Source organism: Rhizobium sp. CCGE 510 (assembly GCF_000292525.1).
Taxonomy (GTDB): domain Bacteria; phylum Pseudomonadota; class Alphaproteobacteria; order Rhizobiales; family Rhizobiaceae; genus Rhizobium.
The window spans coordinates 93,718-119,291 of the sequence record NZ_AEYF01000005.1 but is presented as its reverse complement, the minus strand read 5'-3'; the positions used below and the strand labels follow the sequence as shown (position 1 = coordinate 119,291).

The 25,574-nt window shown below is 62.5% G+C and carries 23 protein-coding genes; 16 read left to right on the top strand and 7 right to left on the bottom strand.

The genetic code is table 11. The annotated features are described in order from the left end of the window. Positions 1 to 113: 113 nt before the first annotated feature. Genes RCCGE510_RS04480 through RCCGE510_RS04470 form a run of 3 tightly spaced genes read left to right on the top strand, consistent with a single transcriptional unit; the run spans position 114 to position 2,534 of the window. A complete protein-coding gene (locus RCCGE510_RS04480) occupies positions 114 to 572 on the top strand; it encodes a hypothetical protein (protein ID WP_007627551.1) in 459 nt (152 codons plus the stop codon). Beyond that, positions 569 to 1,936, top strand: a complete 1,368-nt coding sequence (locus RCCGE510_RS04475; protein ID WP_007627550.1) for an FAD-containing oxidoreductase — start codon at positions 569 to 571, stop codon at positions 1,934 to 1,936. Before RCCGE510_RS04480 ends, RCCGE510_RS04475 begins: the two co-directional genes overlap by 4 nt. 28 nt (positions 1,937 to 1,964) lie before the next feature. Then, positions 1,965 to 2,534, top strand: coding sequence for a DedA family protein (locus RCCGE510_RS04470; protein ID WP_007627549.1), 570 nt, complete (start codon positions 1,965 to 1,967; stop codon positions 2,532 to 2,534). 15 nt (positions 2,535 to 2,549) lie between these two features. On the opposite strand, the gene RCCGE510_RS04465 is transcribed toward RCCGE510_RS04470, so the two are convergent. Further along, positions 2,550 to 3,593 carry an NAD(P)-dependent alcohol dehydrogenase gene (locus tag RCCGE510_RS04465; protein ID WP_007627548.1) on the bottom strand — a complete coding sequence of 348 codons (1,044 nt, stop codon included), beginning with the start codon at positions 3,591 to 3,593 and terminating at the stop codon, positions 2,550 to 2,552. A 495-nt stretch (positions 3,594 to 4,088) separates the two neighbouring features. On the opposite strand from RCCGE510_RS04465, the gene RCCGE510_RS04460 reads away from it, so the two are divergent. The 8 genes from RCCGE510_RS04460 to RCCGE510_RS04425 all read left to right on the top strand — a co-directional run bounded on the left by RCCGE510_RS04460 (position 4,089) and on the right by RCCGE510_RS04425 (position 13,629). Further along, on the top strand, positions 4,089 to 4,448 hold the full coding sequence (locus tag RCCGE510_RS04460) for a copper resistance protein CopC (protein ID WP_007627546.1): 360 nt from the start codon (positions 4,089 to 4,091) through the stop codon (positions 4,446 to 4,448). A 298-nt stretch (positions 4,449 to 4,746) separates the two neighbouring features. Further along, entirely contained in the window at positions 4,747 to 4,836 is a 90-nt protein-coding gene (locus RCCGE510_RS04455) for a K(+)-transporting ATPase subunit F (RefSeq protein ID WP_003547774.1), read from the top strand. A 70-nt stretch (positions 4,837 to 4,906) separates the two neighbouring features. Beyond that, complete coding sequence (gene kdpA, locus RCCGE510_RS04450) at positions 4,907 to 6,610, top strand: potassium-transporting ATPase subunit KdpA (RefSeq protein WP_007627541.1); 1,704 nt, start codon at positions 4,907 to 4,909, stop codon at positions 6,608 to 6,610. A gap of 208 nt (positions 6,611 to 6,818) precedes the next feature. Further along, positions 6,819 to 8,879 (top strand): potassium-transporting ATPase subunit KdpB, encoded by a 2,061-nt coding sequence (gene kdpB, locus RCCGE510_RS04445; protein WP_007627537.1) that lies wholly within the window; start codon positions 6,819 to 6,821, stop codon positions 8,877 to 8,879. A 22-nt stretch (positions 8,880 to 8,901) separates the two neighbouring features. Beyond that, a complete protein-coding gene (gene kdpC, locus RCCGE510_RS04440; protein ID WP_007627534.1) occupies positions 8,902 to 9,471 on the top strand; it encodes a potassium-transporting ATPase subunit KdpC in 570 nt (189 codons plus the stop codon). 237 nt (positions 9,472 to 9,708) lie between these two features. Next, positions 9,709 to 12,414, top strand: a complete 2,706-nt coding sequence (locus tag RCCGE510_RS04435; RefSeq protein ID WP_007627531.1) for a sensor histidine kinase KdpD — start codon at positions 9,709 to 9,711, stop codon at positions 12,412 to 12,414. Continuing rightward, positions 12,414 to 13,106, top strand: coding sequence for a response regulator transcription factor (locus tag RCCGE510_RS04430; RefSeq protein ID WP_007627529.1), 693 nt, complete (start codon positions 12,414 to 12,416; stop codon positions 13,104 to 13,106). Before RCCGE510_RS04435 ends, RCCGE510_RS04430 begins: the two co-directional genes overlap by 1 nt. Before the next feature lie 67 nt (positions 13,107 to 13,173). Next, entirely contained in the window at positions 13,174 to 13,629 is a 456-nt protein-coding gene (locus RCCGE510_RS04425) for a PTS sugar transporter subunit IIA (protein ID WP_007627526.1), read from the top strand. A 49-nt stretch (positions 13,630 to 13,678) separates the two neighbouring features. On the opposite strand, the gene RCCGE510_RS04420 is transcribed toward RCCGE510_RS04425, so the two are convergent. Then, complete coding sequence (locus RCCGE510_RS04420; protein WP_007627525.1) at positions 13,679 to 14,695, bottom strand: porin; 1,017 nt, start codon at positions 14,693 to 14,695, stop codon at positions 13,679 to 13,681. A 359-nt stretch (positions 14,696 to 15,054) separates the two neighbouring features. On the opposite strand from RCCGE510_RS04420, the gene RCCGE510_RS04415 reads away from it, so the two are divergent. From RCCGE510_RS04415 to RCCGE510_RS04395, 5 genes are all read left to right on the top strand, one after another. Then, on the top strand, positions 15,055 to 16,080 hold the full coding sequence (locus tag RCCGE510_RS04415; protein ID WP_007627524.1) for a sulfate ABC transporter substrate-binding protein: 1,026 nt from the start codon (positions 15,055 to 15,057) through the stop codon (positions 16,078 to 16,080). 8 nt (positions 16,081 to 16,088) lie between these two features. Further along, positions 16,089 to 16,946, top strand: a complete 858-nt coding sequence (gene cysT, locus RCCGE510_RS04410; RefSeq protein ID WP_007627523.1) for a sulfate ABC transporter permease subunit CysT — start codon at positions 16,089 to 16,091, stop codon at positions 16,944 to 16,946. Continuing rightward, a complete protein-coding gene (gene cysW, locus RCCGE510_RS04405) occupies positions 16,936 to 17,808 on the top strand; it encodes a sulfate ABC transporter permease subunit CysW (RefSeq protein ID WP_007627522.1) in 873 nt (290 codons plus the stop codon). Before cysT ends, cysW begins: the two co-directional genes overlap by 11 nt. A 10-nt stretch (positions 17,809 to 17,818) precedes the next feature. Continuing rightward, positions 17,819 to 18,859, top strand: a complete 1,041-nt coding sequence (locus tag RCCGE510_RS04400) for a sulfate/molybdate ABC transporter ATP-binding protein (protein ID WP_007627521.1) — start codon at positions 17,819 to 17,821, stop codon at positions 18,857 to 18,859. Between the two features lie 158 nt (positions 18,860 to 19,017). Next, on the top strand, positions 19,018 to 19,884 hold the full coding sequence (locus tag RCCGE510_RS04395; protein ID WP_007627520.1) for a cell wall hydrolase: 867 nt from the start codon (positions 19,018 to 19,020) through the stop codon (positions 19,882 to 19,884). A gap of 35 nt (positions 19,885 to 19,919) precedes the next feature. On the opposite strand, the gene pepT is transcribed toward RCCGE510_RS04395, so the two are convergent. From pepT to RCCGE510_RS04370, 5 genes are all read right to left on the bottom strand, one after another. Beyond that, positions 19,920 to 21,152, bottom strand: a complete 1,233-nt coding sequence (pepT, locus tag RCCGE510_RS04390) for a peptidase T (RefSeq protein ID WP_007627519.1) — start codon at positions 21,150 to 21,152, stop codon at positions 19,920 to 19,922. Positions 21,153 to 21,243: 91 nt separating this feature from the next. After that, positions 21,244 to 22,302 (bottom strand): sn-glycerol-3-phosphate ABC transporter ATP-binding protein UgpC, encoded by a 1,059-nt coding sequence (ugpC, locus tag RCCGE510_RS04385; RefSeq protein WP_007627517.1) that lies wholly within the window; start codon positions 22,300 to 22,302, stop codon positions 21,244 to 21,246. Positions 22,303 to 22,306: 4 nt separating this feature from the next. Further along, entirely contained in the window at positions 22,307 to 23,137 is an 831-nt protein-coding gene (locus RCCGE510_RS04380; protein ID WP_007627515.1) for a carbohydrate ABC transporter permease, read from the bottom strand. A 4-nt stretch (positions 23,138 to 23,141) separates the two neighbouring features. After that, the gene (locus tag RCCGE510_RS04375; protein ID WP_007627514.1) at positions 23,142 to 24,077 is read right to left on the bottom strand and encodes a sugar ABC transporter permease; all 936 of its coding nucleotides are present in this window, start codon (positions 24,075 to 24,077) and stop codon (positions 23,142 to 23,144) included. A 209-nt stretch (positions 24,078 to 24,286) separates the two neighbouring features. Beyond that, positions 24,287 to 25,546: a sugar ABC transporter substrate-binding protein gene (locus RCCGE510_RS04370; protein ID WP_007627513.1), complete on the bottom strand. Its 1,260-nt coding sequence runs from the start codon at positions 25,544 to 25,546 to the stop codon at positions 24,287 to 24,289. Positions 25,547 to 25,574 lie beyond the last annotated feature (28 nt).

Below are 25,574 nucleotides of genomic sequence, written 5' to 3'. Positions count from 1 at the left end.
GGTAAGTGTCCACAACTCCTAGGCCGCCGGCGCGACGCGCCGAATTGCCACGCGCCTGACAATGTGCAACCTTCCCTAACGACGGCAAGAGCCGGCAAAAAGGGGGATCATGCATGTTTCTGCTTCTTGCATTGCTGATTGGTGTCATATCAGGGCTTCGCGCCATGACGGCGCCCGCCGCCGTCGCCTGGGGCGCAGCACTCGGCTGGTTCGATGTCTCGCAGACGCCGCTTGCCTTCATGGGCTACCAATGGACGCCGTGGATCTTCACGCTTCTCGCCGTCGTCGAACTAATCACCGACCAGCTGCCGTCCACGCCGTCGCGCAAGGTGCCGGTGCAGTTCGGCGCCCGCATCGTCACCGGCGCGCTGGCCGGCGCCACGATCGGTGCCGCCAGCGGCCTGCTGTTCGGAGGACTGATCGCCGGGGTGATCGGCGCCGTCATCGGCACATATGGTGGCGCCGCCCTCCGCGGCAGGCTTGCCGGCTCCTTCGGCAAGGATCTGCCGGCCGCTCTCATCGAGGATGCCGTCGCCGTCATCGGCGCGCTATTGATCGTGGCCGTGTCATGAAGAGCTTCGACGCCATCGTCATCGGGGGCGGCCAGGCCGGCCCCTTCCTCGCCGCCCGCATGGTCGAAAAGGGCATGAAGGTGGCGCTGATCGAGCGCAAGTTCCTCGGCGGGACCTGCGTCAATGCCGGCTGCATGCCGACGAAGACGCTGGTCGCCAGCGCCCGCGCCGCCCATGTCGCGAGAAACGGCGCCGTTTACGGCGTCAATATTCCGGGCGAGATCGCCATCGACATGAAGGTGGTGAGGGCCCGTGCCGAAACCGTGACCATGAACGCCCGCAACGGCCTGATCGGCTGGTTCGCCGGCATGGACGGCATGAGCGTGATCTACGGCCATGCCCGGTTCGAGAGCCCCAACACCGTCAGCGTCAATGGCGAGACGCTGACCGCGCCGCGCATCTTCCTCAATGTCGGCGCGCGCCCTGTCATTCCTGACCTGCCTGGTATCAATGATATCGATTACCTCACCAGCACCTCGATCATCCATCTCGACGCGCTGCCCCGGCATCTGGCCGTCATCGGCGGCAGTTATATCGGGTTGGAATTCGCCCAGATGTATCGCCGCTTCGGCACAGAAGTCAGCGTCATCGAGCATGGCCCGAAGCTCGCGTCGCGCGAGGACGAGGATATTTCAGACGCGATCGCCGATGTCCTGCGCTCGGAGGGCATCGACATTCATACCGGCGTCAGCGACATCGCCTTCGCCAGGAGCAGCGACGGAATAACGGTCGCCACCGATTCAGCGAAGATCGATGCGAGCCATGTGCTGATCGCCACCGGCCGCAAACCGAACACCGACGATCTCGGCCTCGATGCCGCCGGCGTCATCACCGACAAACGCGGCTTCATCGTGGTCGACGACAGGCTCGCCACCAATGTCGAGGGCATCTGGGCGCTCGGCGACTGCAACGGCCACGGCGCCTTCACCCACACCTCCTACAATGATTTCGAGATCGCCGCCGCCAACCTCCTCGACGGCGATGATCGCAAACTCTCAAGCCGCATCCCGGCCTATGCGCTCTACATCGACCCGCCGCTTGGCCGCGTCGGCATGACGGAGAAGCAGGCGCGCGCCTCCGGCCGCAAGATTATGGTCTCGACCCGGCCGATGAGCCGCGTTGGCCGCGCCAACGAGCGCGGCGAGACCAAGGGCTTCATGAAGGTGATCGCCGATGCCGAGACCAAGCAGATTCTCGGCGCGGCGATATTGGGCATCGAAGGCGACGAGGTGATCCATGGGCTTATCGACGCGATGAATGCGGGCACCACCTATCCAGCCTTGCAATGGGCGGTGCCGATCCATCCGACAGTGTCGGAGCTGATCCCGACGTTGCTTGGCGATCTGAAGCCGGTTCAGCCGTGACCTCGGGAAGAGCTGGAGGCGAACCCGCGTGTCCATCGAACTGCTGATCGAGAATTACGGCCTGCTGGCGATCTTTCTGGGCGCCGCCTTCGAAGGCGAAACGGCCGCGTTCCTTGGCGGCGTGATTTCCCACCGCGGGCTGCTGCCCTATTGGTCGGCGTCGCTCGCGGCCACGGCCGGATCTTTCGCCGGCGATCAGCTATGGTTCCTCGCCGGCCGTTACGCGGCCCAATGGCGCCTCGTCCGCCGGCTGAAGGAACAGCCGGCGCTGGCGCGCGCAACCGCGCTTTTGGAAAAATATCCCACCGGTTTCATTCTTGCATTTCGTTTTCTGGTGGGGCTGCGGACGATCAGCCCCATCATCATCGGCACGACACGGATACCGACCGGAAAATTCGTCCTCCTGAATGCCGCGGCCGCGCTGGTGTGGGGGCAGCTTTTCACGGCGCTCGGTTATCTCTTCGGGCACGGCATCGAACAGATGTTGGGCCACCTTCCCCTTCACCGCCATCTGCTGGTCGCAGCCGCAGCCGCGGCTGTCGTCGCGGCCGCGGCTCTGGTCTTTCGCAAAATGAAATTGAGCGCCGGGCGCTCGTAAAAGCGATGCGACGCCTTATCCCATCACGATCTGCAGCTTCACGTCGCTCGGCCGCGCCTCGACGGCGCGATCAAACGCCTTGATCGAATCCTCGAATGTGAACGTCTCGGAAATCAGCGGTTTCAGGTCGACGCGGCCCGATGCCAAGAGCGCGATCGAGCGCTCATACTGATGCGCATAGCGGAACACCGTCTCGATGCGGATCTCCTTGGTGGATGCCGTCGAAACGTCGAAGCCGATCGGGTTGACCGGCAGGCCGACGACGACGATGACGCCGCCCGGGCGCGGCAGCGCCATGATCGTCTCCCAGGCCTTCGGTGAGCCGGAGCATTCGAAGACGACATCGGCGCCCCAACCGTCGGTCAGCCGACCGACCTCTTCGCTCAGGTTCTTTTCGCGGATATTGACCGGAATGACGCCCTGGTACTGCGCGGCGATATCAAGTTTCGGCTGGGCGAGATCGGCGACGATCGCCCGGGCGCAGCCGCCGGCAAGGGCCGCAATCGCCACCATCGTGCCGATCGGCCCGGCGCCGAGGACGACGGCGGTATCGCCGGGTGTGATCTTCGCTTTACCGGCCGCCTGCATGCCGACGGCGAAGGGCTCGACCATGGCGCCTTCGGCGAAGCTGACATTGTCGGGCAGCTTGAAGGTGTAGTTGGCGGGATGCACGACCTCGGGCGTCAACACGCCGTGGACCGGCGGCGTCGCCCAGAAGCTGACGGCGGGATCGATATTGTACATGCCGAGCCGGCTTGCCTTGGAATTCGGATCGGGAATGCCGGGCTCCATGCAGACGCGGTCGCCGACCTTCAGATGGGTGACGCCGGCTCCGACCTCGACCACCGTGCCTGCCGCTTCATGGCCGAGCACCATCGGCGCATTGACGATGAAGGGGCCGATCTTGCCGTGCGTGTAATAATGCACGTCGGAACCGCAGACACCGACGGTGTGGATCCTGATCTTCACCTCGCCCGGGCCGGTTTCGAGCGGCAGATCGATATCACGAAGCGCAAGCTCATGCTGACGCTCGAGGACAAGCGCACGGACTTTGGTCATTGTCGGTTTCCTTCCCTATGGCCGCTCGGTTCATCGAGTGCCGTTGAAGCGACTATAAGACTGTAAGGGGCGGCAATTCAATCGTACAGATCAAGCTTTTGCTCAACATGTGATGAAATGCCCATCCCTATAATACGAAAGATTTGTGTTCCAAGACCTCTGTATGATTCCAGCCAAGGCCGTCGGGGAGTACATTCTCCATTCGGGATCCCGGCCACGAGGACAGGCGCAGAGATGGGCAAAGATCACGATCATGTCGGCGGAAATCGGTCTTGCGGCCCGACGATATCACGGTCATTGCGGGATTTCTGGCACGGGCTTGTGGACCTGATTGTCACACTCCCGAAAGGCCGGCAGCCGCGGCCGGTGCGCGTTGTCGTCGAGACGAGGGATCGAAATCACCACCGGCGGCGTTATTAGCCATGCGCCGGCAGGGCGCCGCGGAAGCACGACGATTCCGGGCACATACGGATCGGCAAGATAAGGACGACCATCATGAAGTCGATCGTGTCATTCTGTCTGTTTGCATCTCTTGTCTTTGCCGCAAGTGGGGCGTCTGCAACCCTCGAACAAGCATCGCTTCCGCCGCAGCAGGAAGAAAGGCTGGTGCCGGCCAATCTCGAGCTCACCTTCACCGGGCCGGTCGATCTTGCCCGCTCGACGGCCATCCTGCTCGATGCTGAGGGTTTGGCGCTTCCCACCGGCAAGCCATTTCTCTCCGGTCCTGAAGGATCGATCTTCAAGGTCCCGCTCGACCCTGCCATGGCGCCCGGCCTCTATACCGTCGACTGGCGCGTCCTCTCGATAGATGGCCGCAGCGCCCAAGGCCGATACCGGTTCCGGATCGATCCTTAGCTCGCCCGCTGAAAAGCATTTATAAGATTTTTATATTGACGGCTCCTCGCCCGTCTCGAACCTTTATGCCCTTCGGCTCCATATTGATCTCCGAGAGATCGTAAAGATCATCTCCACGCCAGAAAGCATGAAAGGCGACTCCTCAGGTGTGCGCCCTTTGTCTTGTCTGACTCCAGGAAGACCAACAGGAGTCACGATCATGATGGATATCATTCTGCTTGGCACCGCGATCATATTCTTCGCGCTGTGCTTTGCCTACACAAGAGCCTGCGACAGGCTTTGACAGGAGAAAACGACGATGACCCTCGATTATGTCTTGAGCGGTGCCGTGACCGTGTTTCTCACCGTCTACCTCACCTACGCTCTGCTTCGCCCAGAACGCTTCTAAAGAGAACCGGCGCTTCTGAGGTTCGCGCATGCGCGACCGAGAAGCAGCCGGTATTGAAAGTTTACCTCAAATGACCCTCAACGGATGGCTTCAGATCCTGCTTTTCTGCGGGATCGTCCTCGTGCTCGTCAAACCGCTCGGCGGCTACATGACGCGTGTCTTCAGCGGCGAGCGCACTTTCCTGTCACCCGTCCTCGTTCCGATCGAACGGGGACTTTACCGCATGGCCGGCACCGGCGAACGCGAGGAGCAGCATTGGACCTCCTATGCCTTCGCCATGCTGCTCTTCAACCTTCTCGGCGTCATCGTGCTTTATGCGCTGCAGCGCCTGCAAGCCGGCCTTCCCTATAATCCCGCCGGCATGGCGGCCGTCCCGCCGGATCTTTCCTTCAACACCGCCGTCAGTTTCGTCAGCAACACCAACTGGCAGAACTACGGCGGCGAAAGCACCATGTCTTATCTCACCCAGATGGCCGGCTTCACCGTCCAGAACTTCGTCTCGGCAGCGACGGGCATGGCCATTGCGCTCGCTTTCATCCGCGCCTTCTCGCGCGCCTCGGGCAAGGCCATCGGCAATTTCTGGGTCGATATGACGAGGGCGACCTTCTATGTGCTGCTGCCGATCTGCATCGTGCTGACGCTGGTCTTCGTCTATCTTGGCGTGCCGCAGACGCTCGGACCCTATGTCAACGCGACAACGCTCGAAGGCGCGCAGCAGACGATCGCCGTCGGTCCCGTCGCCTCGCAGCTTGCGATCAAGATGCTCGGCACCAATGGCGGCGGCTTCTTCAACGCCAACTCCGCCCATCCGTTCGAAAACCCCGATGCGATCTCCAACCTCATCCAGATGGTCTCGATCTTTGCGATCGGCGCGGCGCTGACCAACGTCTTCGGCCGCATGGTCGGCAACCAGCGCCAGGGCTGGGCAATCCTCGCCACGATGGGCGTGCTGTTCCTCGCCGGCGTCATCGTCACCTATTGGGCGGAGGCGGCCGGCAACCCGCTGATGCACGCCTTCGGTCTTAGCGGTGGCAACATGGAAGGCAAGGAAATCCGCTTCGGCGTCGCCATGTCTTCGCTGTTTGCCGTCATCACCACCGCTGCCTCCTGCGGCGCGGTCAATGCCATGCACGGCTCGTTCACCGCGCTCGGCGGTCTCGTTCCGCTGATCAACATGCAACTCGGCGAAGTCATCGTCGGCGGTGTCGGCGCAGGCTTCTACGGCATCTTGCTGTTCATCATCGTCGCCGTCTTCGTCGCCGGCCTGATGGTCGGTCGCACGCCGGAATATCTCGGCAAGAAGATCGAGGCGAAGGAAATGAAGATGGCCGTTCTCGCCATCCTCTGCCTGCCGCTCGCCATGCTGGTTTTCACCGCGATCGCCACGGTACTGCCTTCCGCCGTCGCCTCGATCGGCACCGCCGGCCCGCATGGCTTCTCCGAAATCCTCTATGCCTATACGTCGGCTGCGGCCAACAACGGTTCGGCTTTCGGCGGGCTGACGGGCAATACACCCTGGTACAACGTGACGCTCGGCATCGGCATGCTCGCCGGCCGGTTCCTGGTCATCATCCCGGCGCTTGCCATCGCCGGCTCGCTGATCGCCAAGAAGACGGTCCCCGCCTCGGCAGGCACTTTCCCGACCGACGGTCCGCTCTTCGTCGGCCTGCTCGTCGGCACGATCCTGATCGTCGGCGGCCTGACCTTCTTCCCGGCCTTGGCGCTCGGCCCCGTCGTCGAGCACCTGGTGATGATCGCCGGCCAGACCTTCTGAGGTGATGCCATGATCCTTCGTCACAGGCTTCGCAACGCCCTCCACTCACGTCCCGGTTCGCCGGGACGTGGGAATGGCCCGAGGCCCCAAGCCTCCGACATCATCCTGGTGATGATGGCAGGCCTGCTCGTCGCCGCGGCGATCTTCAAGATTTTACAGGGCTGACCGGCCTCCGGTTCGCCATCCTCTTTCCAAGCTGGAGTCTCTTATGAGCCAGGCAAAATCCGCGAGTATCATGGATAGTCGCATCCTCATTCCGGCCGTGGGCGCCGCCTTCAAGAAGCTCGACCCCCGCGCCCTTGCCAGAAATCCGGTCATGTTCGTCGTGGCTACGGTTTCGGTGCTGACCACCGTGCTTTTCCTGCGCGACCTCGCAGGAGGCAACGGCAATCTCGGCTTCTCGTTCCAGATCAATCTCTGGCTCTGGTTCACCGTGCTGTTTGCCAATTTCGCCGAAGCCGTTGCCGAAGGCCGCGGCAAGGCGCAGGCCGATTCGCTGCGCAAGGCGCGCACCGAAACCCAGGCCAAGCTGCTCACCGCCAACAATGGCAGCGACTACCGCATGGTGCCCGGCACCAGCCTCAAGGTCGGCGACGTCGTGCTCGTCGAGGCCGGCGACATCATCCCTTCGGACGGCGAAGTCATCGAAGGGGTCGCCTCGGTCAACGAGGCGGCAATCACCGGCGAATCCGCTCCCGTCATCCGCGAATCCGGCGGCGACCGCTCGGCGGTAACCGGCGGCACTCAGGTGCTGTCCGACTGGATCCGCGTGCGCATTACCGCGGCGGCCGGCTCGACCTTCATCGACCGGATGATTGCGCTGGTCGAAGGCGCTGAACGCCAGAAGACCCCGAACGAGATCGCGCTCAACATCCTGCTCGCCGGCATGACGCTGATCTTCGTGCTCGCCACCGCGACGATCCCGAGTTTTGCCATCTATGCCGGCGGCTCGATCCCGATCATCGTGCTCGTCGCCCTCTTCGTCACCCTGATCCCGACGACCATAGGCGCGCTTCTGTCGGCGATCGGCATTGCCGGCATGGACCGCCTCGTCCGCTTCAACGTGCTCGCCATGTCCGGCCGCGCCGTCGAGGCGGCTGGCGACGTCGATACGCTGCTGCTCGACAAGACGGGCACGATCACCCTCGGCAACCGCCAGGCGACGAGTTTCCGCCCGGTTCGCGGCATTTCCGAACAGGATCTCGCCGATGCCGCCCAACTCGCCTCGCTGGCCGACGAAACGCCTGAGGGACGCTCCATCGTCGTGCTCGCCAAGGAGAAATATGCGATCCGCGGTCGCGACATGGCAAGCCTCAAGGCGACCTTCGTGCCCTTTACCGCCCAGACCCGCATGAGCGGCGTCGATCTCGAAGGCGCCTCGATCCGCAAGGGTGCGGTCGATGCCGTGCTGGCCTATGTCAATGGCGACGCACCGTCAAAGAACGGCAGCGAGGTCGTGCGCGAACTGCAGTCGATCGCCGACGAGGTCGCCAAATCGGGCGGCACGCCGCTGGCCGTTGCCCGCGACGGCAGGCTGCTCGGCGTCATCCAGCTGAAAGACATCGTCAAGGGCGGCATTCGCGAGCGCTTCACCGAGCTCCGCCGCATGGGCATCCGCACCGTGATGATCACCGGCGACAACCCGTTGACCGCAGCCGCCATCGCCGCCGAAGCCGGCGTCGACGATTTCCTCGCTCAGGCAACGCCGGAGATGAAGCTGGCGCTGATGCGCGAGGAACAGGCCAAGGGCAAGCTCGTCGCCATGTGCGGCGATGGCACCAACGACGCGCCGGCGCTTGCCCAGGCCGATGTCGGCGTCGCCATGAATACCGGCACGGTCGCCGCCCGCGAGGCCGGCAATATGGTCGATCTGGACAGCGACCCGACGAAGCTCATCGAGATCGTCGAAATCGGCAAGCAGCTGCTGATGACGCGCGGCGCACTGACGACGTTTTCGATCGCCAACGACATCGCCAAGTACTTCGCCATCATCCCGGCGATGTTCCTGACCTTCTACCCGCAACTCGGCGTCCTCAACGTCATGGGGCTTTCGACGCCGCAAAGCGCCATCCTCTCGGCGATCATCTTCAACGCACTGATCATCGTCGCGCTGATCCCGCTGTCGCTGAAAGGTGTGCGCTACCGTCCGATCGGCGCCGGCGCGCTGTTGTCGCGCAACCTGCTGATCTACGGCCTCGGCGGCATCATCGTCCCCTTCATCGGCATCAAGGCGATCGACATGGCCGTCGCAGCCCTCGGCCTCGCCTGAAACACTCCAAGGAGTAACAACAATGTTGAAAGAACTGCGTCCAGCCGTCGTCATGATCGTCGCCACCACCGCCATCACCGGCCTACTCTACCCCCTCGCCATGACGGGTGCCGCCCAGGCCCTCTTCCCCACCCAGGCGAATGGCAGCTTGATCGAGAAGAACGGTGAGGTGATCGGTTCGACGCTGATCGGCCAAGCCTTCACCTCAGACAAGTATTTCCACGGCCGTCCGTCGGCTGCCGGCGACGGCTATAATGCGGCGGCCTCCAGCGGCTCGAACCTTGGCCCGACCAGCAAGAAACTGATCGACCGCGTCAAAGGCGATTACGATTCCGCCAAGGCGACGAACCCAAATGCCGACGTTCCCGCCGACCTCGTCACCGCCTCCGGCAGCGGCCTTGATCCCGATATCTCGCCGGAGGCCGCCTACTTCCAGGTGGCCCGTGTCGCCAAGGCGCGAAGCCTTGAGGAGGCCAAGGTCAAGGCGCTGGTCGACGCCGCCGTGCAGGCCCGAGAACTCGGCATTCTCGGCGAACCCACCGTCAATGTTCTGGCGTTGAACCGGAGCCTTGATGCTTCTATGACTGAGTGAGTTTTGGCAGGCGGGGTGCCGCCGTGAGCCAGGGCGAGTTTGGCGAGAAGGCCAACCCGGCTCTCCGTCATCCTCGGGCTTGACCCGAGGATCTATGCCCGCTGCTGCTGGTGGATGCGGTGTGGATGCTCGGGTCAAGCCCGAGCATGACGGAGGGTGGGGCGGCTGAACTGACTTGATGAAAGTTACGGGAGACGCAATGCGTCCCCGGCAGTCATTTGCGGAAAGACCACACGCATGCCAGACGACAATCGCGACCAGGCCGGCAGGCCGTCGCCCGATGCGCTTCTCGAAAAGGCCCGGGCGGAAACGCGCGGCCGTCTGAAGATCTTTCTCGGCGCCGCCCCCGGCGTCGGCAAGACCTATGAGATGCTGCTCTCCGGCCGGGCCAAGATCGCCGACGGTCTCGATGTGGTCATCGGGGTCGTCGAGACTCACGGCCGCAAGGAGACCGAAGCGCTCGTCGCCGGTTTCGAGATCATCCCGCGCGTCGAAATCGACTATAAGGGCCGGGCGCTTGAGGAAATGGACCTCGACGGCATCCTCTCCCGCCGGCCCGACCTCGTGCTGGTCGACGAACTCGCCCATAGCAATGCCGAGGGCAGCCGCCATCCGAAACGTTATCTCGACGTCAAGGAATTGCTCGATCGCGGCATCGACGTCTATACGACGCTGAACATCCAGCATGTCGAAAGCCTGAACGACGTCGTCTCGCAGATCACCCGCATCCGCGTGCGCGAGACGGTGCCGGACTCGATCATCGATATTGCCGACGACGTCGAGATCATCGACCTGACCCCGGATGATCTGATCAAGCGCCTGCATGACGGCAAGGTCTACATGCCGCGCACCGCCGAGCGGGCGCTGACCCACTATTTTACCCCCGGCAACCTGACGGCGCTTAGGGAGCTGGCGCTGCGCAAGACCGCCCAGCGCGTCGACGACCAGCTTCTGACCCACATGCAGGCCCACGCCATTTCAGGCCCCTGGGCGGCGGGCGAACGTGTCCTCGTCTCGGTCGACCACCACCCGCGCTCCGCCTCGCTGGTGCGCTACGCCGCCCGCATGGCCTCGCGGCTGCGCGCCCCCTGGGCCGCCGTCTATATCGAGACCAACCGCTCGATCAATCTCTCCGAAGCCGAGCGCGATACCGTCGCCGCCACCCTACGCCTTGCCGAACAGCTCGGCGGCGAGGCGATCACCCTTCCCGGCCGCGAGGTGGCCGAAGAACTCGTCCGCCACGCCAGCGCCAACAACGTCACCCACATCGTCATCGGCGCCCCGAAGAAGCCGACCTGGCGCGACTGGTGGAACCGTTCGGTCACCGACGAACTGATCCGCAAGACCGGCGAGATCAGCGTCCACGTCATCTCGGGCACCGAGAAGGACGGCACCACCGCGCGTGGGGTCAAGGCGGCCGCGACCGCACCGCCACTGGATTTCAGAGCCTACCTGCTGGCAACCGTCTATGTCGCCATCGCGCTCGGCGTCGGCGTCGTGCTCGACCAGGTGCTGGACGTGCGCAACCTCGCCCTGGTCTTCCTGATGGCGGTGCTGACCTCCGCCGTCCTCCACGGCCTGCGGCCGGCACTTTACAGCTGCTTCCTCGGTGCGCTGTCGTTCAACTTCTTCTTCCTGCCGCCGCGCTACACGCTGACGATCAGCGATCCGGAAAGCGTGCTGGCCCTGTTCTTCTTCCTCGGCGTCGCCATCATCGCCAGCAATCTGACCGCGACCGTGCAGCGCCAGGCCGCTGCCGCGAGGCAGCGGGCGCGAACGACCGAAGATCTCTATCTCTTTTCGAAAAAGCTCGCCGGCACCGGCACGCTCGACGACGTGCTCTGGGCGACCGCCTTCCAGCTCGCTTCGATGCTGAAGGTCCGCGTCGTGCTGTTGATGCCGGAAGAGGGCAGCATCGCCGTCAAGGCCGGTTATCCGCCCGACGACACGCTCGACGATGCCGATATCGCCGCCGCCCGCTGGGCCTGGGAGCACAATCACGCGGCCGGCCGCGGCGCCGATACCCTGCCCGGCGCCAAACGGCTCTATGTGCCGCTCAGGACCGGGCGCACCGCCGTCGGCGTCATCGGCCTCGACAGCGACCGCCGCGACGGGCCGCTGCTGACACCCGAACAGCAGCGGCTGCTCGATGCATTGGCCGACCAGGCGGCCCTTGCCATCGAGCGTGTCCAGCTCGTCGCCGATGTCGACCGGGCAAGGCTCGCGGCCGAAGCCGACCGGCTGCGTTCGGCGTTGCTCACCTCGATCTCGCACGATTTGAAGACGCCGCTTGCCGCCATCCTCGGCGCCGCCGGCACGCTGCGCGACTATTTCGTCTCGATGGCGGAGGAGGATCGCAGCGACCTGCTTGCCACCGTCGTCGACGAATCCGAGCGCCTCAACCGCTTCATCGCCAACCTGCTCGACATGACCAAGATCGAATCCGGCGCGATGGAGCCGAACCATGCGCTGCATTATGCCGGCGATATCGCCGGCACCGCGCTGCGCCGCGCCGCAAAGATCCTAGAGCACCATAGAACCGAGATGCATATTCCCGCCGACCTGCCGATGGTGCGTGTCGATCCTGTGCTGTTCGAGCAGGTGATCTTCAACCTGCTCGACAATGCCGCGAAATACGCGCCCGAGGGCTCGGTGATCGACATTGGGGGCTGGGTCGACGCAGATTCCGTCGTTCTACAGGTCGTAGACGAAGGCCCGGGCATCCCGCCGGCCGATCTCAACCGTGTCTTCGACATCTTCTATCGCGTGCGCAAGGGCGATCAGGTGCGCGCCGGCACCGGGCTTGGCCTTTCCATCTGCCGCGGCTTCATCGAGGCGATGGGCGGCACGATCACCGCCGGCAACCGGACGGGCCGCCCGGGCGCCGTCTTCACCATCCGCCTGCCGAAACCCACCGACATTCCGAAACTGGATGAACTCTGATGACCGGTTCAACCGTCAAAATCCTCGTCGTCGACGATGAGCCGCCGATCCGCAAGCTGCTCCGCGTCGGCCTGACCGCGCAGGGCTACGAAGTGCAGGAAGCGGCCAACGCCGCCAGCGCCCGTCAGTCGGTTGCCGACGCCATGCCCGACCTCATCGTGCTCGACCTCGGCCTGCCCGATACATCGGGCCATGACCTACTGCAGGAGTGGCGCGAGGGAGGGCATTCCATGCCCATCGTCATCCTCTCCAGCCGCACCGACGAGGCCGGCATCGTCACGGCGCTGGAAAGCGGGGCCGACGATTACGTCACCAAACCCTTCGGCGTCAACGAACTCGGCGCCCGCATCCGCGTGGCGCTGCGTCATCGCCTGCAGGAACAGGGCGAAAAGGCGATTTTTCAGACCGGCGGGCTGTCGATCGATCTGGTCAAGCGCATCGTCAAGGTCGACGGCCAGGACATAAAACTATCGCCGAAAGAATACGACATCTTGCGGGTGCTCGCCCAGCATGCCGGCAAGGTGCTGACACACCAGTTTCTTCTGAAGCAGGTATGGGGACCGGCGGCCGATGTGCAGTATCTGCGCGTCTACATCAGGCAGCTGCGGCAAAAAGTCGAGCAGATTCCCGACCAGCCGCACTATATCACCACCGAGACCGGCGTCGGCTATCGGCTCAGGGAGCCGGACTGATCCCTTCCCTCTCCCGCTGCCCGAACGAACCAGAACAGCATCGAGCCCAGACAGCATTGAGAATGACATGAACCTTCCCAACATCATCCGGCCGGAACACACCTTCATCGGCGTGTCGGCGCCGACGAAATGGCGCGCGCTGCAGGGTATTGCGGATAAGGCGGCCAAGGCCTTCTCCGTCGACGGCCAGACCATCCTGAAGGCGCTTGAAGCGCGCGAGAAGCTCGGCTCCACGGGCATCGGCGGCGGTATCGCCATTCCGCATGCGGCGATCGACGGCATGAGCAGTCCGCGCGGCCTTCTCCTCCGCTTCGCCCAGCCGCTGGATTTCGAGGCGATCGACGATATCCCGACCGACATCGCCTTCGTGCTGCTCTTCGGGGAAAACAATCGCGGCGAATATCTCAACGTGTTGTCCGCCATCGCCCGACGGCTGCAATCGGACGGCGCGCTTGCCGCCATGCGCAAGGCAAGGACCGTCGACGAATTCTATTCCGATTTCATCGCCGACTCGCGGGTATGAAAAAGGCGCGGCCCGAAAGCCGCGCCTCCGCGTCTGCAATCAGGCTATCTTAGAAATCGCGCTGGAAGCGCAGGAAGCCGAACACTTCGTCGTCGCCTTCGTCCTCATCGTGATATTGCACGCTGAGCTTCGTCCTCAGGTCGTCGACGATACGGTAGTCGATCGTGACGCCGGTGGTGTAGGCGCTGCCGCCGCTGAAGCCGTTGCCGTCAGCGTCGAGAGCGATGTTTTCGAAGTACTGGAAGCCGGGGGTGACCGACCACTTGTCGTTGATCTTCAAAGCGTATTCTGCAGCGATCGTCCATTCGGACTCTTCGTAGTAGTAGTTTGCGCCGCTTGCCCATACGCCGGCAATGCCGAGCGTGCCCGGGCCGATGTCGGCATAAACGATGCCGCGGACCGCGACTTCGCTGGTATCGGTGTCATAACCGGCAAGCAGGTAAGCGCTGATGGCGCCGGCCTTGTAGGAGACCTGGCCTGCGACACCGAAGTTGTTCGGGCCATCGCCCGGCTTGGTGGCGTAGTCTTCTTCCAGTTCGTCGACCGAGAGGCCGGCCGTGAACGCGCCGGACTCGTACTGATAGCGGATCGAGTTGTGGGTCGTCTCGTTGCTGGCGAGCGTATCGGTCTCGCCGCTCATGTCGTCATCCCACCAGCTGTACAGCTTACCGGCGCGGAAGCCGGCAATGTCGATATAGCCTTCATCCAGCAGAGCTTCCTGATCGGAGGCGTTGTCGGCATTGTAACGCAGCGTGATGACGCCGGTGAGCGTGCCGTACTCGGTGTCGTTCTTGGCCTGGAAGGTAACCTGACCGCGAGTCCAGAAGTTTACGTCGGAATCGCCGGAGATTTGCTCACCGAAACGCACTTCGGTACGGATGTAGCCGCCGACCGAAAGGCATGTTTCCGTTCCCGGAATATAAAAATAGCCGGTCCCGTAGGCGTCGCAAACGCGAACATATTCCACGGGCTCGGGTTCCGCCGCCACGATGGCGTCGGCTGCGCGGGCTCCGGAAGCCGCGGCAAGGGCGGCAACGGAGGCAAAAAGGATAGTTCTGATATTCATTTTGAATGGCCCTAACAGGTTTGGAATGCGAGGCACATTTCAAGGATGCCCCCGCGTAGCGGTCGGAGAAGACGACCGCACGGGGGCCATATAGGAATCCGCAAGTGCCATCGCGGCAAAATCTGGGCAAAAATCAGCAGCACCATGGCGCTTTCGTGGAGGAACTGTGGCCGAAAAAACACGGTCCCGCGGCACGCGACCCTGGCGACGAATTGGCCGCGGCCAACTTCGGCACGTCTATTTCAAAATCGCCCCTCAAATGGAATGGCATTCTAACGGCAGGACCGGATCCGGAAGAACCTTTGTTTCATTATACGACTGACTTGATAGAGTTAGGACAGAAAACAGGAGGGTTCCCTATGCAGACACAACGGCTCACCCGGCTCCTCGCGGCCGCGGTCATGGCAGGCAGCTTCGCGATCGGGAGCATTGCTCCTGCTTTCGCGGATCAGACGCTGCTTAACGTTTCTTATGATCCGACGCGCGAATTGTATAAGGATTTCAATGCTGCCTTTGCCGCCAAGTGGCAAAAGGACAGCGGTGAAACCGTAACGATCCAAGCCTCGCATGGCGGTTCCGGCGCCCAGGCCCGCTCCGTCATCGACGGTCTCGACGCCGACGTGGTCACCCTGGCGCTCGAAGGCGACATCGATGCCATCGCCAAGGCCACCGGCAAGATCCCGGCTGACTGGAAGACCAAATTCCCCAATAATTCGACGCCTTATACGTCGACGATCGTCTTCCTGGTCCGCAAGGGCAACCCGAAGGGCATCAAGGATTGGGGCGACCTGGTCAAGGATGACGTGCAGGTCATCACGCCGAACCCGAAGACATCGGGCGGCGCCCGCTGGAACTTCCTCGCTGCCTGGGCATGGGCCAAGCAGGCGAATGGTGGCGACGAAGCCAAGGCGCAGGATTATGTCGGCAAACTGCTGCAGCACGTTCCGGTTCTCGATACCGGTGCGCGCGGCGCCACGACCACCTTCGTCCAGCGCGGCCTCGGTGACGTGCTGCTTGCCTGGGAAAACGAAGCCTATCTCTCGCTCGAAGAGCTCGGTCCCGACCAGTTCGAGATCGTCACGCCGAGCTTCTCGATCCGCGCCGACCCGCCGGTCGCCATCGTCGACGGCAATGTCGACAAGAAGGGCACGCGCAAGGTTGCCGAAGCCTATCTCAACTACCTCTATTCGGACGAAGGCCAGAAGATCGCCGCCAAGCACTACTATCGGCCGATCAAGCCGGAAGCCGCCGATCCGGCCGACATCGCCCGCTTCCCGAAGCTGACGCTCGCGACCATCGACGACTTCGGCGGCTGGAAGAGCGCACAGCCGAAATTCTTTGGCGACGGCGGGGTATTTGACCAAATCTACAAGCCGGCCCAATAATAGACTTCATGAAAGCATATAGCCCCACACGGTGGCGGTTCAAACGGCCGAGCGTCATTCCGGGTTTCGGAATGGCGCTCGGCCTTACCTTGACCTGGCTCACCCTTCTGATCCTCATCCCGCTCTCGGGCCTTGCCGCCCGGTCGAGTGCGCTCGGCTGGGAGAAATTCTGGTCGATCGCGTTCGATCAGCGCACGCTGAACGCGCTGCGCATCAGTTTCGGCACCGCCTTCATCGCCGCGATCGTCAATGCCGTCTTCGGCATTATCCTTGCCTGGGTGCTGGTGCGCTATCGCTTCCCCGGCAAGCGCATCATCGACGCTATGGTCGACCTGCCCTTCGCGCTGCCGACCGCCGTTGCCGGCATCGCGCTGGCAACGCTTTATGCGCCGAATGGCTGGATCGGCCAGTTCCTGACACCGCTCGGCATCAAGATCGCTTTCACGCCGGCCGGCATCGTCGTGGCGCTGATCTTCGTCGGCCTGCCCTTCGTGGTGCGCACTGTGCAGCCGATCATGGAGGAAATCGACAAGGAAGTGGAGGAGGCCGCCGCAACGCTCGGCGCCAACCGCCTCCAGACGATTTTCCGCGTGCTGCTGCCGGGGCTGGCGCCCGCCGTGCTCACCGGTTTTGCGCTCGCCTTTGCCCGCGGCGTCGGCGAATATGGCTCGGTCATCTTCATCGCCGGCAACCTGCCGTTCAAATCGGAGATCGCGCCGCTGCTGATCGTTATCAAACTCGAAGAGTATAATTACGCGGCGGCGACCGCCATTGCGGCGATCATGCTGATCCTCTCGTTCACCATGCTGCTCGTCATCAACCTCATCCAGAGCTGGAGCAGGCGGAGGTACGGGTATGGCGCTTGATACGACCGTTCAACCGGTGAAGCTGCGTTCGGTGATCACCGAACACAGGATCGCGCGCTACAGCCTGATCACCCTCTCGCTGGTGTTCCTGCTGCTCATCCTGCTGCTGCCGCTTGCCGCCGTCTTCGTCGAAGCCTTCCGTAAGGGGCCCGCCCCGTTCATCGCGGCGCTCGGGGATTTGGAAACCTTCTCGGCGATCCGCCTGACGCTGATCGTTGCCGGCGTCAGCGTGCCGCTCAACCTCGTCTTCGGGGTCGCCGCCGCCTGGGCGATCGCCAAGTTCGAGTTCAAGGGCAAAGCCTTCCTGACGACGCTGATCGACCTTCCCTTCTCGGTCTCCCCCGTCATATCGGGCCTGGTCTTCGTGCTGTTGTTCGGCGCCAATACCTGGCTCGGCCAGTGGCTCAGCGCCCACGACATCAAGATCCTGTTCGCGGTGCCGGGCTTGATCCTCGCCACCATGTTCGTCACCTTCCCTTTCGTCGCCCGCGAGTTGATCCCGCTGATGCAGGAACAGGGAACGGCCGACGAAGAGGCAGCCCTTTCGCTCGGCGCCAGCGGCTTGCAGACTTTCTGGTATGTGACTCTGCCGAACATAAAATGGGGCTTGCTCTACGGCGTGCTGCTCTGCAACGCCCGCGCCATGGGCGAATTCGGTGCCGTCTCGGTGGTGTCGGGCCACATCCGCGGCCAGACGAACACCATGCCGCTGCAGGTGGAGATTCTCTATAACGAGTATAATTTCACCGGCGCTTTTGCCGTCGCCACGCTGTTGGCCTTGCTCGCGCTCGTCACTCTTGTTTTGAAGACGCTGCTGGAAATGCGCTATAGCGCTGAAATCGCTGCCAGCCGGCGGCACTGAAGGATTTGGAATGGAAGTACGCGTTCAAAACATCCGCAAGGAATTCGATCGTTTCCCGGCGCTGCACGATGTCTCGCTCGACATCCGCTCCGGCGAACTGATCGCACTGCTCGGTCCTTCGGGCTCAGGCAAGACGACATTGCTGCGCCTGATCGCCGGCCTGGAAAGCCCGACCGAAGGACAGATCTTCTTCGGCGACGAGGATGCCTCGAAGAAAACCGTGCAGCAGCGCAATATCGGCTTCGTCTTCCAACATTATGCTCTGTTCCGCTACATGACGGTGCTCGACAACGTCTCCTTCGGCCTGAGGGTCAGAAACAGCGCGCGGCGGCCCGCCAAGGCCGATATCCGCAAGCGGGCGCTGGAACTGCTCGACCTCGTCCAGCTCTCCGGCCTTGAAAAACGATACCCGACCCAGCTTTCCGGCGGCCAGCGCCAGCGTGTGGCGCTCGCCCGCGCCATGGCCGTCGAGCCGAACGTGCTGTTGCTCGATGAACCCTTCGGGGCGCTCGACGCCCAGGTGCGCAAGGATCTGCGCAAATGGCTGCGCGAAATCCACGACCGCACCGGCCACACCACCGTCTTCGTCACCCACGACCAGGACGAGGCGCTCGAGCTTGCCGACCGCGTCGTCGTCATGAGCCAGGGCGCAATCGAACAGGTCGGCACGCCTGATGAAGTCTACGACAATCCGAATTCGCCCTTCGTCTTCGGCTTCATCGGCCAGTCGAACTGCCTGCAGGTCGAAATCTCAGATGGCGACATCCGCTTCGAAGGCCGCTCGCTCGGCCTCAATGCCGAAGGTGAACCGGACGGTATTGCTCAGCTCTATTTCCGCCCGCATGACGTTAGGCTCTGCGAATCGGCTGAAAACTGTATCGCCGGCCAGCCGGTCTCCAGCCGCCGCGTAGCCGGCACCCGCCATATCGAACTGGATATCGGCAATGGCCGCCCGCATATCGAGATCGAGCTGCCGCCGAGCGAGGCCGACAGGCTCGACCGCAACCGCGTGGCCTTCAAGCCGACGCGCTGGAAGCTGTTCCGCAGCTGATGGAGGTTGTCGCTGTGACCCGACTCCTTGCAGGACTCTCATGTGGCGAGAGTCCCTTTGGCTTTTTGTGACCCATGGTTGTTTGTATTTTTGTCACATGACGAGTAAAAGATTTTCACGATAAAAAGTACGACTAATCCCACAGGAGGCACCTGGCGTTGAGGGCGGAGATTTCCTTTGGAAAATCCCTGATCGGGATTTTGTTCGTAGGGCTGGCGGCCACAGGCTGCACAACGACATCGAAACCGGCATCGGCGAAGACGAAGCAGGTTCAAGCGGCGAAAGTCACCTTCAATTATACCACCAAGGATCGCGATTGCCTGCAGCGCGCGATGTATTTCGAATCGCAGCATTCGGATGAGGACGGCTATATGGCTGTCGGAACCGTCGTCATGAACCGGCTCACCTCCGGCGCCTATCCTCCCTCGATCTGCGGCGTCGTCGCCCAGGAAAAACAGTTTGCGCCCGGCGTGATGACGCGCGAAGTCAAGCCGCAGGCCGAAACCGAGCTTGCGACCGCCGCCGATGCGATCCTGATCAAGGGCGCACGCCATCCGGCGGTGAAGGATGCGATGTTCTTCCACACCGACGGGCTGAAATTCCCCTACAACAACATGCATTATGTGGCGGTCGCCGGCGGCAACGCCTTCTACGAGAAGCGCGGCTCCGATGGCATGCTCCAAACGCCGCCGCCGCTGCCCGCCTATGAGGTGGCGATGAATTATGTGCCGGGTGAAAGCATGCTGCCGCCGCAGTTCGAGGCGCTGATCCCCTCGGCCGTTCCTGTTCCTCTGCCGGCTCCCGACTCGATGGCGACAGCAAGCACGATGTCCGCGACAAATACATCGCCCACGGCACGTATGGCGCCTATCGCAAATCCGATGCCGATGCAGATCACGGCACCGGTGACCTTGCCGGAAACCTCGATCGAACCCGACCCGGGAATGCCGATCGCGATCCCCATCCCGCGCCCCGCTTATGACAGCGTCATGCTGCGCGGCGGCATTGCGGCGAACGGCGGCTAAACCAGTTTCGGTTTTGCATGAAATAAAAGCGCGCCTTAAACGCGCTCTTCCCAGACTTTAGCGAGTTCCACGATCGTTTGGACGGCCTTTTCCATATCCTGGCGGCTGACCCATTCGAGCGGCGAGTGGAAGGCATGGCCACCTGCGAAGATGTTCGGGCACGGCAAGCCCATGAAGGAGAGGCGTGAGCCATCGGTGCCGCCGCGGATGCTGCCGCGCACCGGCGTCATGCCGGCCCGGCGCACGGCTTCGATGGCGTTGTCGACGATCTCGGGGTGACGGTCGAGCACCACCTTCATGTTGCGATACTGCTCCTTGACCTGGAAATGATAGGTCGAGCCGGGATAGCCAACCATCACCTCCTTGACGATGGCTTCGAGCAGGACCTCCTTTTCCGTGAGCCCCTGATCGGTGAAGTCGCGGATGATGAGGCTGAGCGAGGCCTTCTCCATCGAGCCGGTCACCCCTGTCGGATGGATGAAGCCCTGCTTTCCCTCGGTGGTTTCGGGCGCCATATCCTTCGGCAGCCGGTCGACAATGGCGCCGGCGATCCTGATGGCGTTTTCCATCCGATCCTTCGCGAAACCCGGATGGATCGCCACGCCTGCGATGCTGATCTCCACACCATCGGCCGAAAAGGTCTCGTCCTCGATATGCCCGGCCGTCTCGCCGTCCATCGTATAGGCGAAGTCGGCGCCGAGCTTCCTCAGGTCGACCCTGTTGACGCCGCGCCCGACTTCTTCGTCGGGGGTGAACAGGATCTTGATCGTCCCGTGCCGGATCGTGGGATTGTCGACCAGGATTTGGGCCGCGGTCATGATTTCCGCCAATCCCGCCTTGTCGTCGGCGCCAAGCAGGGTCGTGCCATCAGTGGTGACGATATCGTTGCCGATCTGGTTGTTCAGCTCCGGATGCTCGGAAACGCGGATGACCCGGCTTGGATCGCCGGTGAGCCTGATGTCGCCGCCGGCATAGTTCCGGACGAGCTGCGGCCTGACGCCCGTGCCGCTGAAATCGGGCGCCGTATCCATATGCGAGCAGAAACAGATGACCGGCACCGTCTTGTCGCTATTTCCAGGAATGGTCGCATAGACATAGCCGTGTTCATCGAGATGCGCGTCGGCAAGGCCGATCTGCAGCATTTCCTCGACCAGCACCCGTCCGAGATCCTTTTGTTTTTCGGTGGTCGGCTGCGTCGACGAAGATGGATCGGATTGCGTGTCGATAACGACATAACGGAGAAAGCGGTCGAGAACGGTATCGGTCATGGCATCCAATCCAGAAAGAGCACCCGAGAGATATAATCCTCGTGGGTGATGCGGCAAATATTTTCCGCGCGCGACGCGGGAGAATTGCCGTTCAGTCGAGGCGCTTTCCCTCACCGTCGAACACGTGCAGATACTGGGCCGGAAAAGCCACGTTGACCTTCGGGCCTGCCTTCAGCGCTTCGCGATCGAGCGTGAAGATTTTGAACGGCAGGCCGTGCAGGGCAAGGTGCAGGATGATGCCGAAGCCGGTGGGTTCGACGAGTTCGACATCGGTGGCAAGTCCCGCCCCCCCATTTGTCATCAGCACATGTTCCGGCCGGATGCCGAGTGTCACCTTGGCGCCGTCTGCAAGCGGCAGCGGCTTTGCCAGCGGCACGATCGTACCGTCCTGCAGCTTGACGCCCCCTGCGACAGAGCTCGCCTCGAGGAAATTCATTCCCGGCGAGCCGATGAAGCCGGCAACAAACAGATTGGCGGGGTGGTCGTAAAGTTCCAGGGGACTGCCGACCTGCTGGACCACGCCGCCATGCATGGCGACGATCCGGTCCGCCAGTGTCATCGCCTCGATCTGGTCGTGGGTGACGTAGATCGAGGTCGCCTTCAGATCGCCATGCAGTTTCTTGATTTCGGCGCGCATCTGTTCGCGCAGCCGCGCGTCGAGATTGGAAAGCGGTTCGTCGAACAAAAAGGCCCTCGGCTGGCGCACGATGGCGCGGCCCATGGCGACGCGCTGGCGCTGGCCGCCGGACAGCGCCTTCGGCCGCCGTTCGAGCAGCGGATCGAGGCCCAGCTTGGCCGCGGCCGCAGCGACCGCGGTTGCGATCTTCTCCTTCGCCGTCTTCCGCAGCTTCAGGCTGTAACTCATATTGCCGGCGACGTTCATATGCGGATAGAGCGCATAGGACTGGAACACCATGGCGATGTCGCGGTCCTTGGGATGCAGCTCGTTCACCCTGCTGCCGGCAATGCGGATCTCGCCTGACGTGACCTCCTCCAATCCGGCGATCATGCGCAGCAGCGTGGACTTGCCGCAGCCCGACGGACCGACGAGCACGACGAACTCGCCGTCCTTGATTTCGAGGTCGACGCCGTGCAGCACTTGCACATGGCCATAGGCTTTGCGGATATTCTGGATATCGATCGATGCCATTTGTTTAACCCTTGACCGCGCCGGCCGTCAGGCCCTGGACGAGATAACGCTGGATGAGCAGGAAGAAGAGGCCGGCCGGAATGAGCGCCATGACGCCCGCCGCCATCATCTGCCCGAAATCCACCGAGAATTTCGAAACGAAGGTGAGAAGCCCGACCGGGAAAGTCGCCGCGTCGTTGCCGTTGATCAGCATCAGCGCAAACAACAACTCGCTCCAGGCGGCGGTGAAGACGAAGCCGAGTGTGGCGGCGATGCCGGGCAGCGTCAGCGGCAGGATGATCTGCCGGAAGGCGGTGAACTGCGTCGCCCCATCGATCATCGCCGCCTCTTCGAGATCCCTTGGGATGCCGTCGAAGAAGGACTGCATCAGGAAGGTGGCGAACGGCACGTTGAAGGCGGTGTAGACGATGACCAGCCCGGTCAGGCTGTTGGTCAGATGCAGCGGCGACAGGATCTTGAAGATCGGCGCCACCAGCATGACCAGCGGAAACATCTGGGTCAGCAGCATCAGGGCGACGATCCAGTATTTCGCCCGGAAATTGAACCGCGACAGCGCGTAGCCGGAGAGCGAGGCGCAGATCGTCACGGTCACCGCCGTCGAGGTCGAGACGATCAGGCTGTTCTTGAAGAAGGTCGGAAAGGCACTGTGCTGTAGCACGAAGGCATAGTGGTCCCATGTCGTGCGCGACGGCCACATGCGCACGCCTTCGCTATAGAGCAGGTCGTTCGGCGTCACCGAGACCTTCAGCAGCCAGAACAGCGGAAAGAGTGCGAAAGCGATATAGCAGAGGATCGCCAGGCGGTGTGCGATCACGGGAATGACGGATCGTCTCATCGGCTCAATCCTTGTTCAGCAGCGTCTGCCGCAGCAGGATGATCAGCATCGAATAGGCCAGCAGCAGTCCGAGCAGCACCAGCGCGATCGCCGAGGCGTAACCGAAATCGAGCCGCTTGAACGCCGTGGTGAAGATGTAGCTCGCAACGATCTGCGTGCGGTCCGCCGGCCCGCCATTGGTCATGACGACGATGAGATCGGCGAAATTGGAAATCCAGACGGTGCGCAGCAGCACGGTGATGGCGATCGTCGGCGCCAGAAACGGCAGGGTGATCGAGCCGAAGCGCTGGAACCAGCCGGCGCCGTCGATCGACGCCGCCTCGTAGAGATCGCGCGGGATTGCCTGCAAAGCGGCCAGCAGCGTGATCGCGAAGAAGGGAATGCCCCACCAGACATTGGCGACGATCGGCCCCCACATCGCGTAATTCGGATCGGAAAGGATATTGCCCGGCTCATGCATCAGCCCGAGGGCGAAGAGCCAGTGCGGGATCGGCCCGATGACCGGATTGAACAGCCAGGCCCAGTTGAGGCCGGCGAGAAAGGACGGCACCGCCCAGGGCAGGAAGACCAGCGCCTGGGCGATTGCCCGGCCCGGGAATGGTTTATCGAGCAGCAGCGCCAGGATGAGGCCGAAGGTAAACTGCAGCACGACCGAGGCGCCGGTCCACCACAGCGTGTTCCGCAGCGCGCCGTAAAAGGCGGCATCGCCAGCAAGCTCGCGGAAATGATCGAGCCCGATGAAGCCGCCGGAAAACGGATTGAGCAGCTGAATATCGCGAAAGGCGTAGGAAATGCCGACCGTCAGCGGCACCAGCATCACCGCGATGATCAGGATCAGCGACGGCGCGCTGTAAAGATAGGGCTCCGAAGCATCGGCAAGACGACGCAGCCATGGCCTGCGGTCGCGGCGCATGTCGAGCGTATCGGCGGAAATGGTCATCAGTGCGTAATTTCCGTTCTCTACCCGGTTTGGATTGTCGCGCGGGTAATGCTTCTGAAAACTGGGCGACCGCGGCCCCTCATCCGCCTACCGGCACCTTCTCCCCGCTGGGGAGAAGGGGGAATGAGGCGCCGCCACGAGTCCCTTCTCCCCTGGGGGAGAAGGTGCCGGCAGGCGGATGAGGGGGCTGCAGTCGCCCCCGTCAATCCTTATTTCTTCGTCAGGAACTTCTGCTGCGCCTTCGTGAGATATTCCGCCCACTGGTTGGCCAGATCCTTCGCCGAGATATCGCCGAGCATCGCCTGCTGCGAGGTTTTGATCGCCAGCGAATCCTTGAAGAAAGCAAATTCCTCGAGGTAGGTCGGCATCACCGTCGGCACCGTGTTCGGGTCCGCCAGTTCCTCGAACCAGCCCTTGAACTGGTCACCGGCATAGAAGGGATCCTTCTCGGCCGCCGTATAGGCCGGCAGGGCGCCGATGCGTTTGTTCCACTCGATATTGCCTTCCGGCCCTTCGAGGGTGGCGATCAGCTTCCAGGAGAGATCCTTGTTGCCGCTGGTCGAAAACATCGACCAGCCGCCATAACCGATGGTCGGGAAGGACTTGCCGTCCGGGCCCTTCGGCAGCGGCATGACGCCGAAATCTTCCTTTTTCATGCGCTCGGCAATGGCGATCAGCGCATCCGGATCCTGGTCGAGGAAGGCGCAAGTGCCGGAATAGAAGCCGGCGACGACTTCGTTGAAACCCCAGTTGACGCTGTCCTTCGGCGCATAACCCTTCTTGTAGAGATCGACCATCCATTCGATGCCCTTGGCCCAGCCGGGGCTGTTCATCGTCGAAGTGCCGTCGTCGTTGAAGTATTTATTCGACCCGGCCATCGAGGCGGCAAAGATCATCCAGCCGTTGAGGCCGCCGGCACCACCGCGCATGCAGTAGCCGTATTTGCCGGACAGCTTGGAGATCTTTTCCGACGCGGCGGTGAATTCCTCCAGCGTCTTCGGGGGTGCGGCGACACCGGCTTCCGACAGCAGCTTCTTGTTGTAGAACATCGCCCGGAGATAGAAGCCGTAGGGCAGCATATAGGCGGTGTTCTTGACGTCGCGGCCGAGTTCGAGCGCGCGCGGCGTCAGTTCCTTGGTGTGCTCCCACTTTGCGAGGTAGGGCTCGAGGCTTTCGAGCATGCCGTTATTGGCATAGAGCGACAGCCAGGTATCGGGCATTTCCATCACGTCAGGCACATCGCCGGCCGACACCATGGTCGCGAACTTCTGGAAGGCTTCGTTCCAGGGCAGCGAAATGATGTCGACCTTGGTGCCGGGATTGGCGGCTTCGAACTTGCCGACGATCGATTTCAGCGTTTCGGTGCGCTCCGGGCTAGTGATGACTTCGACGAGCTTGAGCGTCGTGTCGGCAAAGGCCGTGCCCGCCATCATCGAAGCAAAGAGCGTTGAGATTATTAGTTTTTTCATGCTCGGTTCCCCCTTTAAGGTTCTTAGG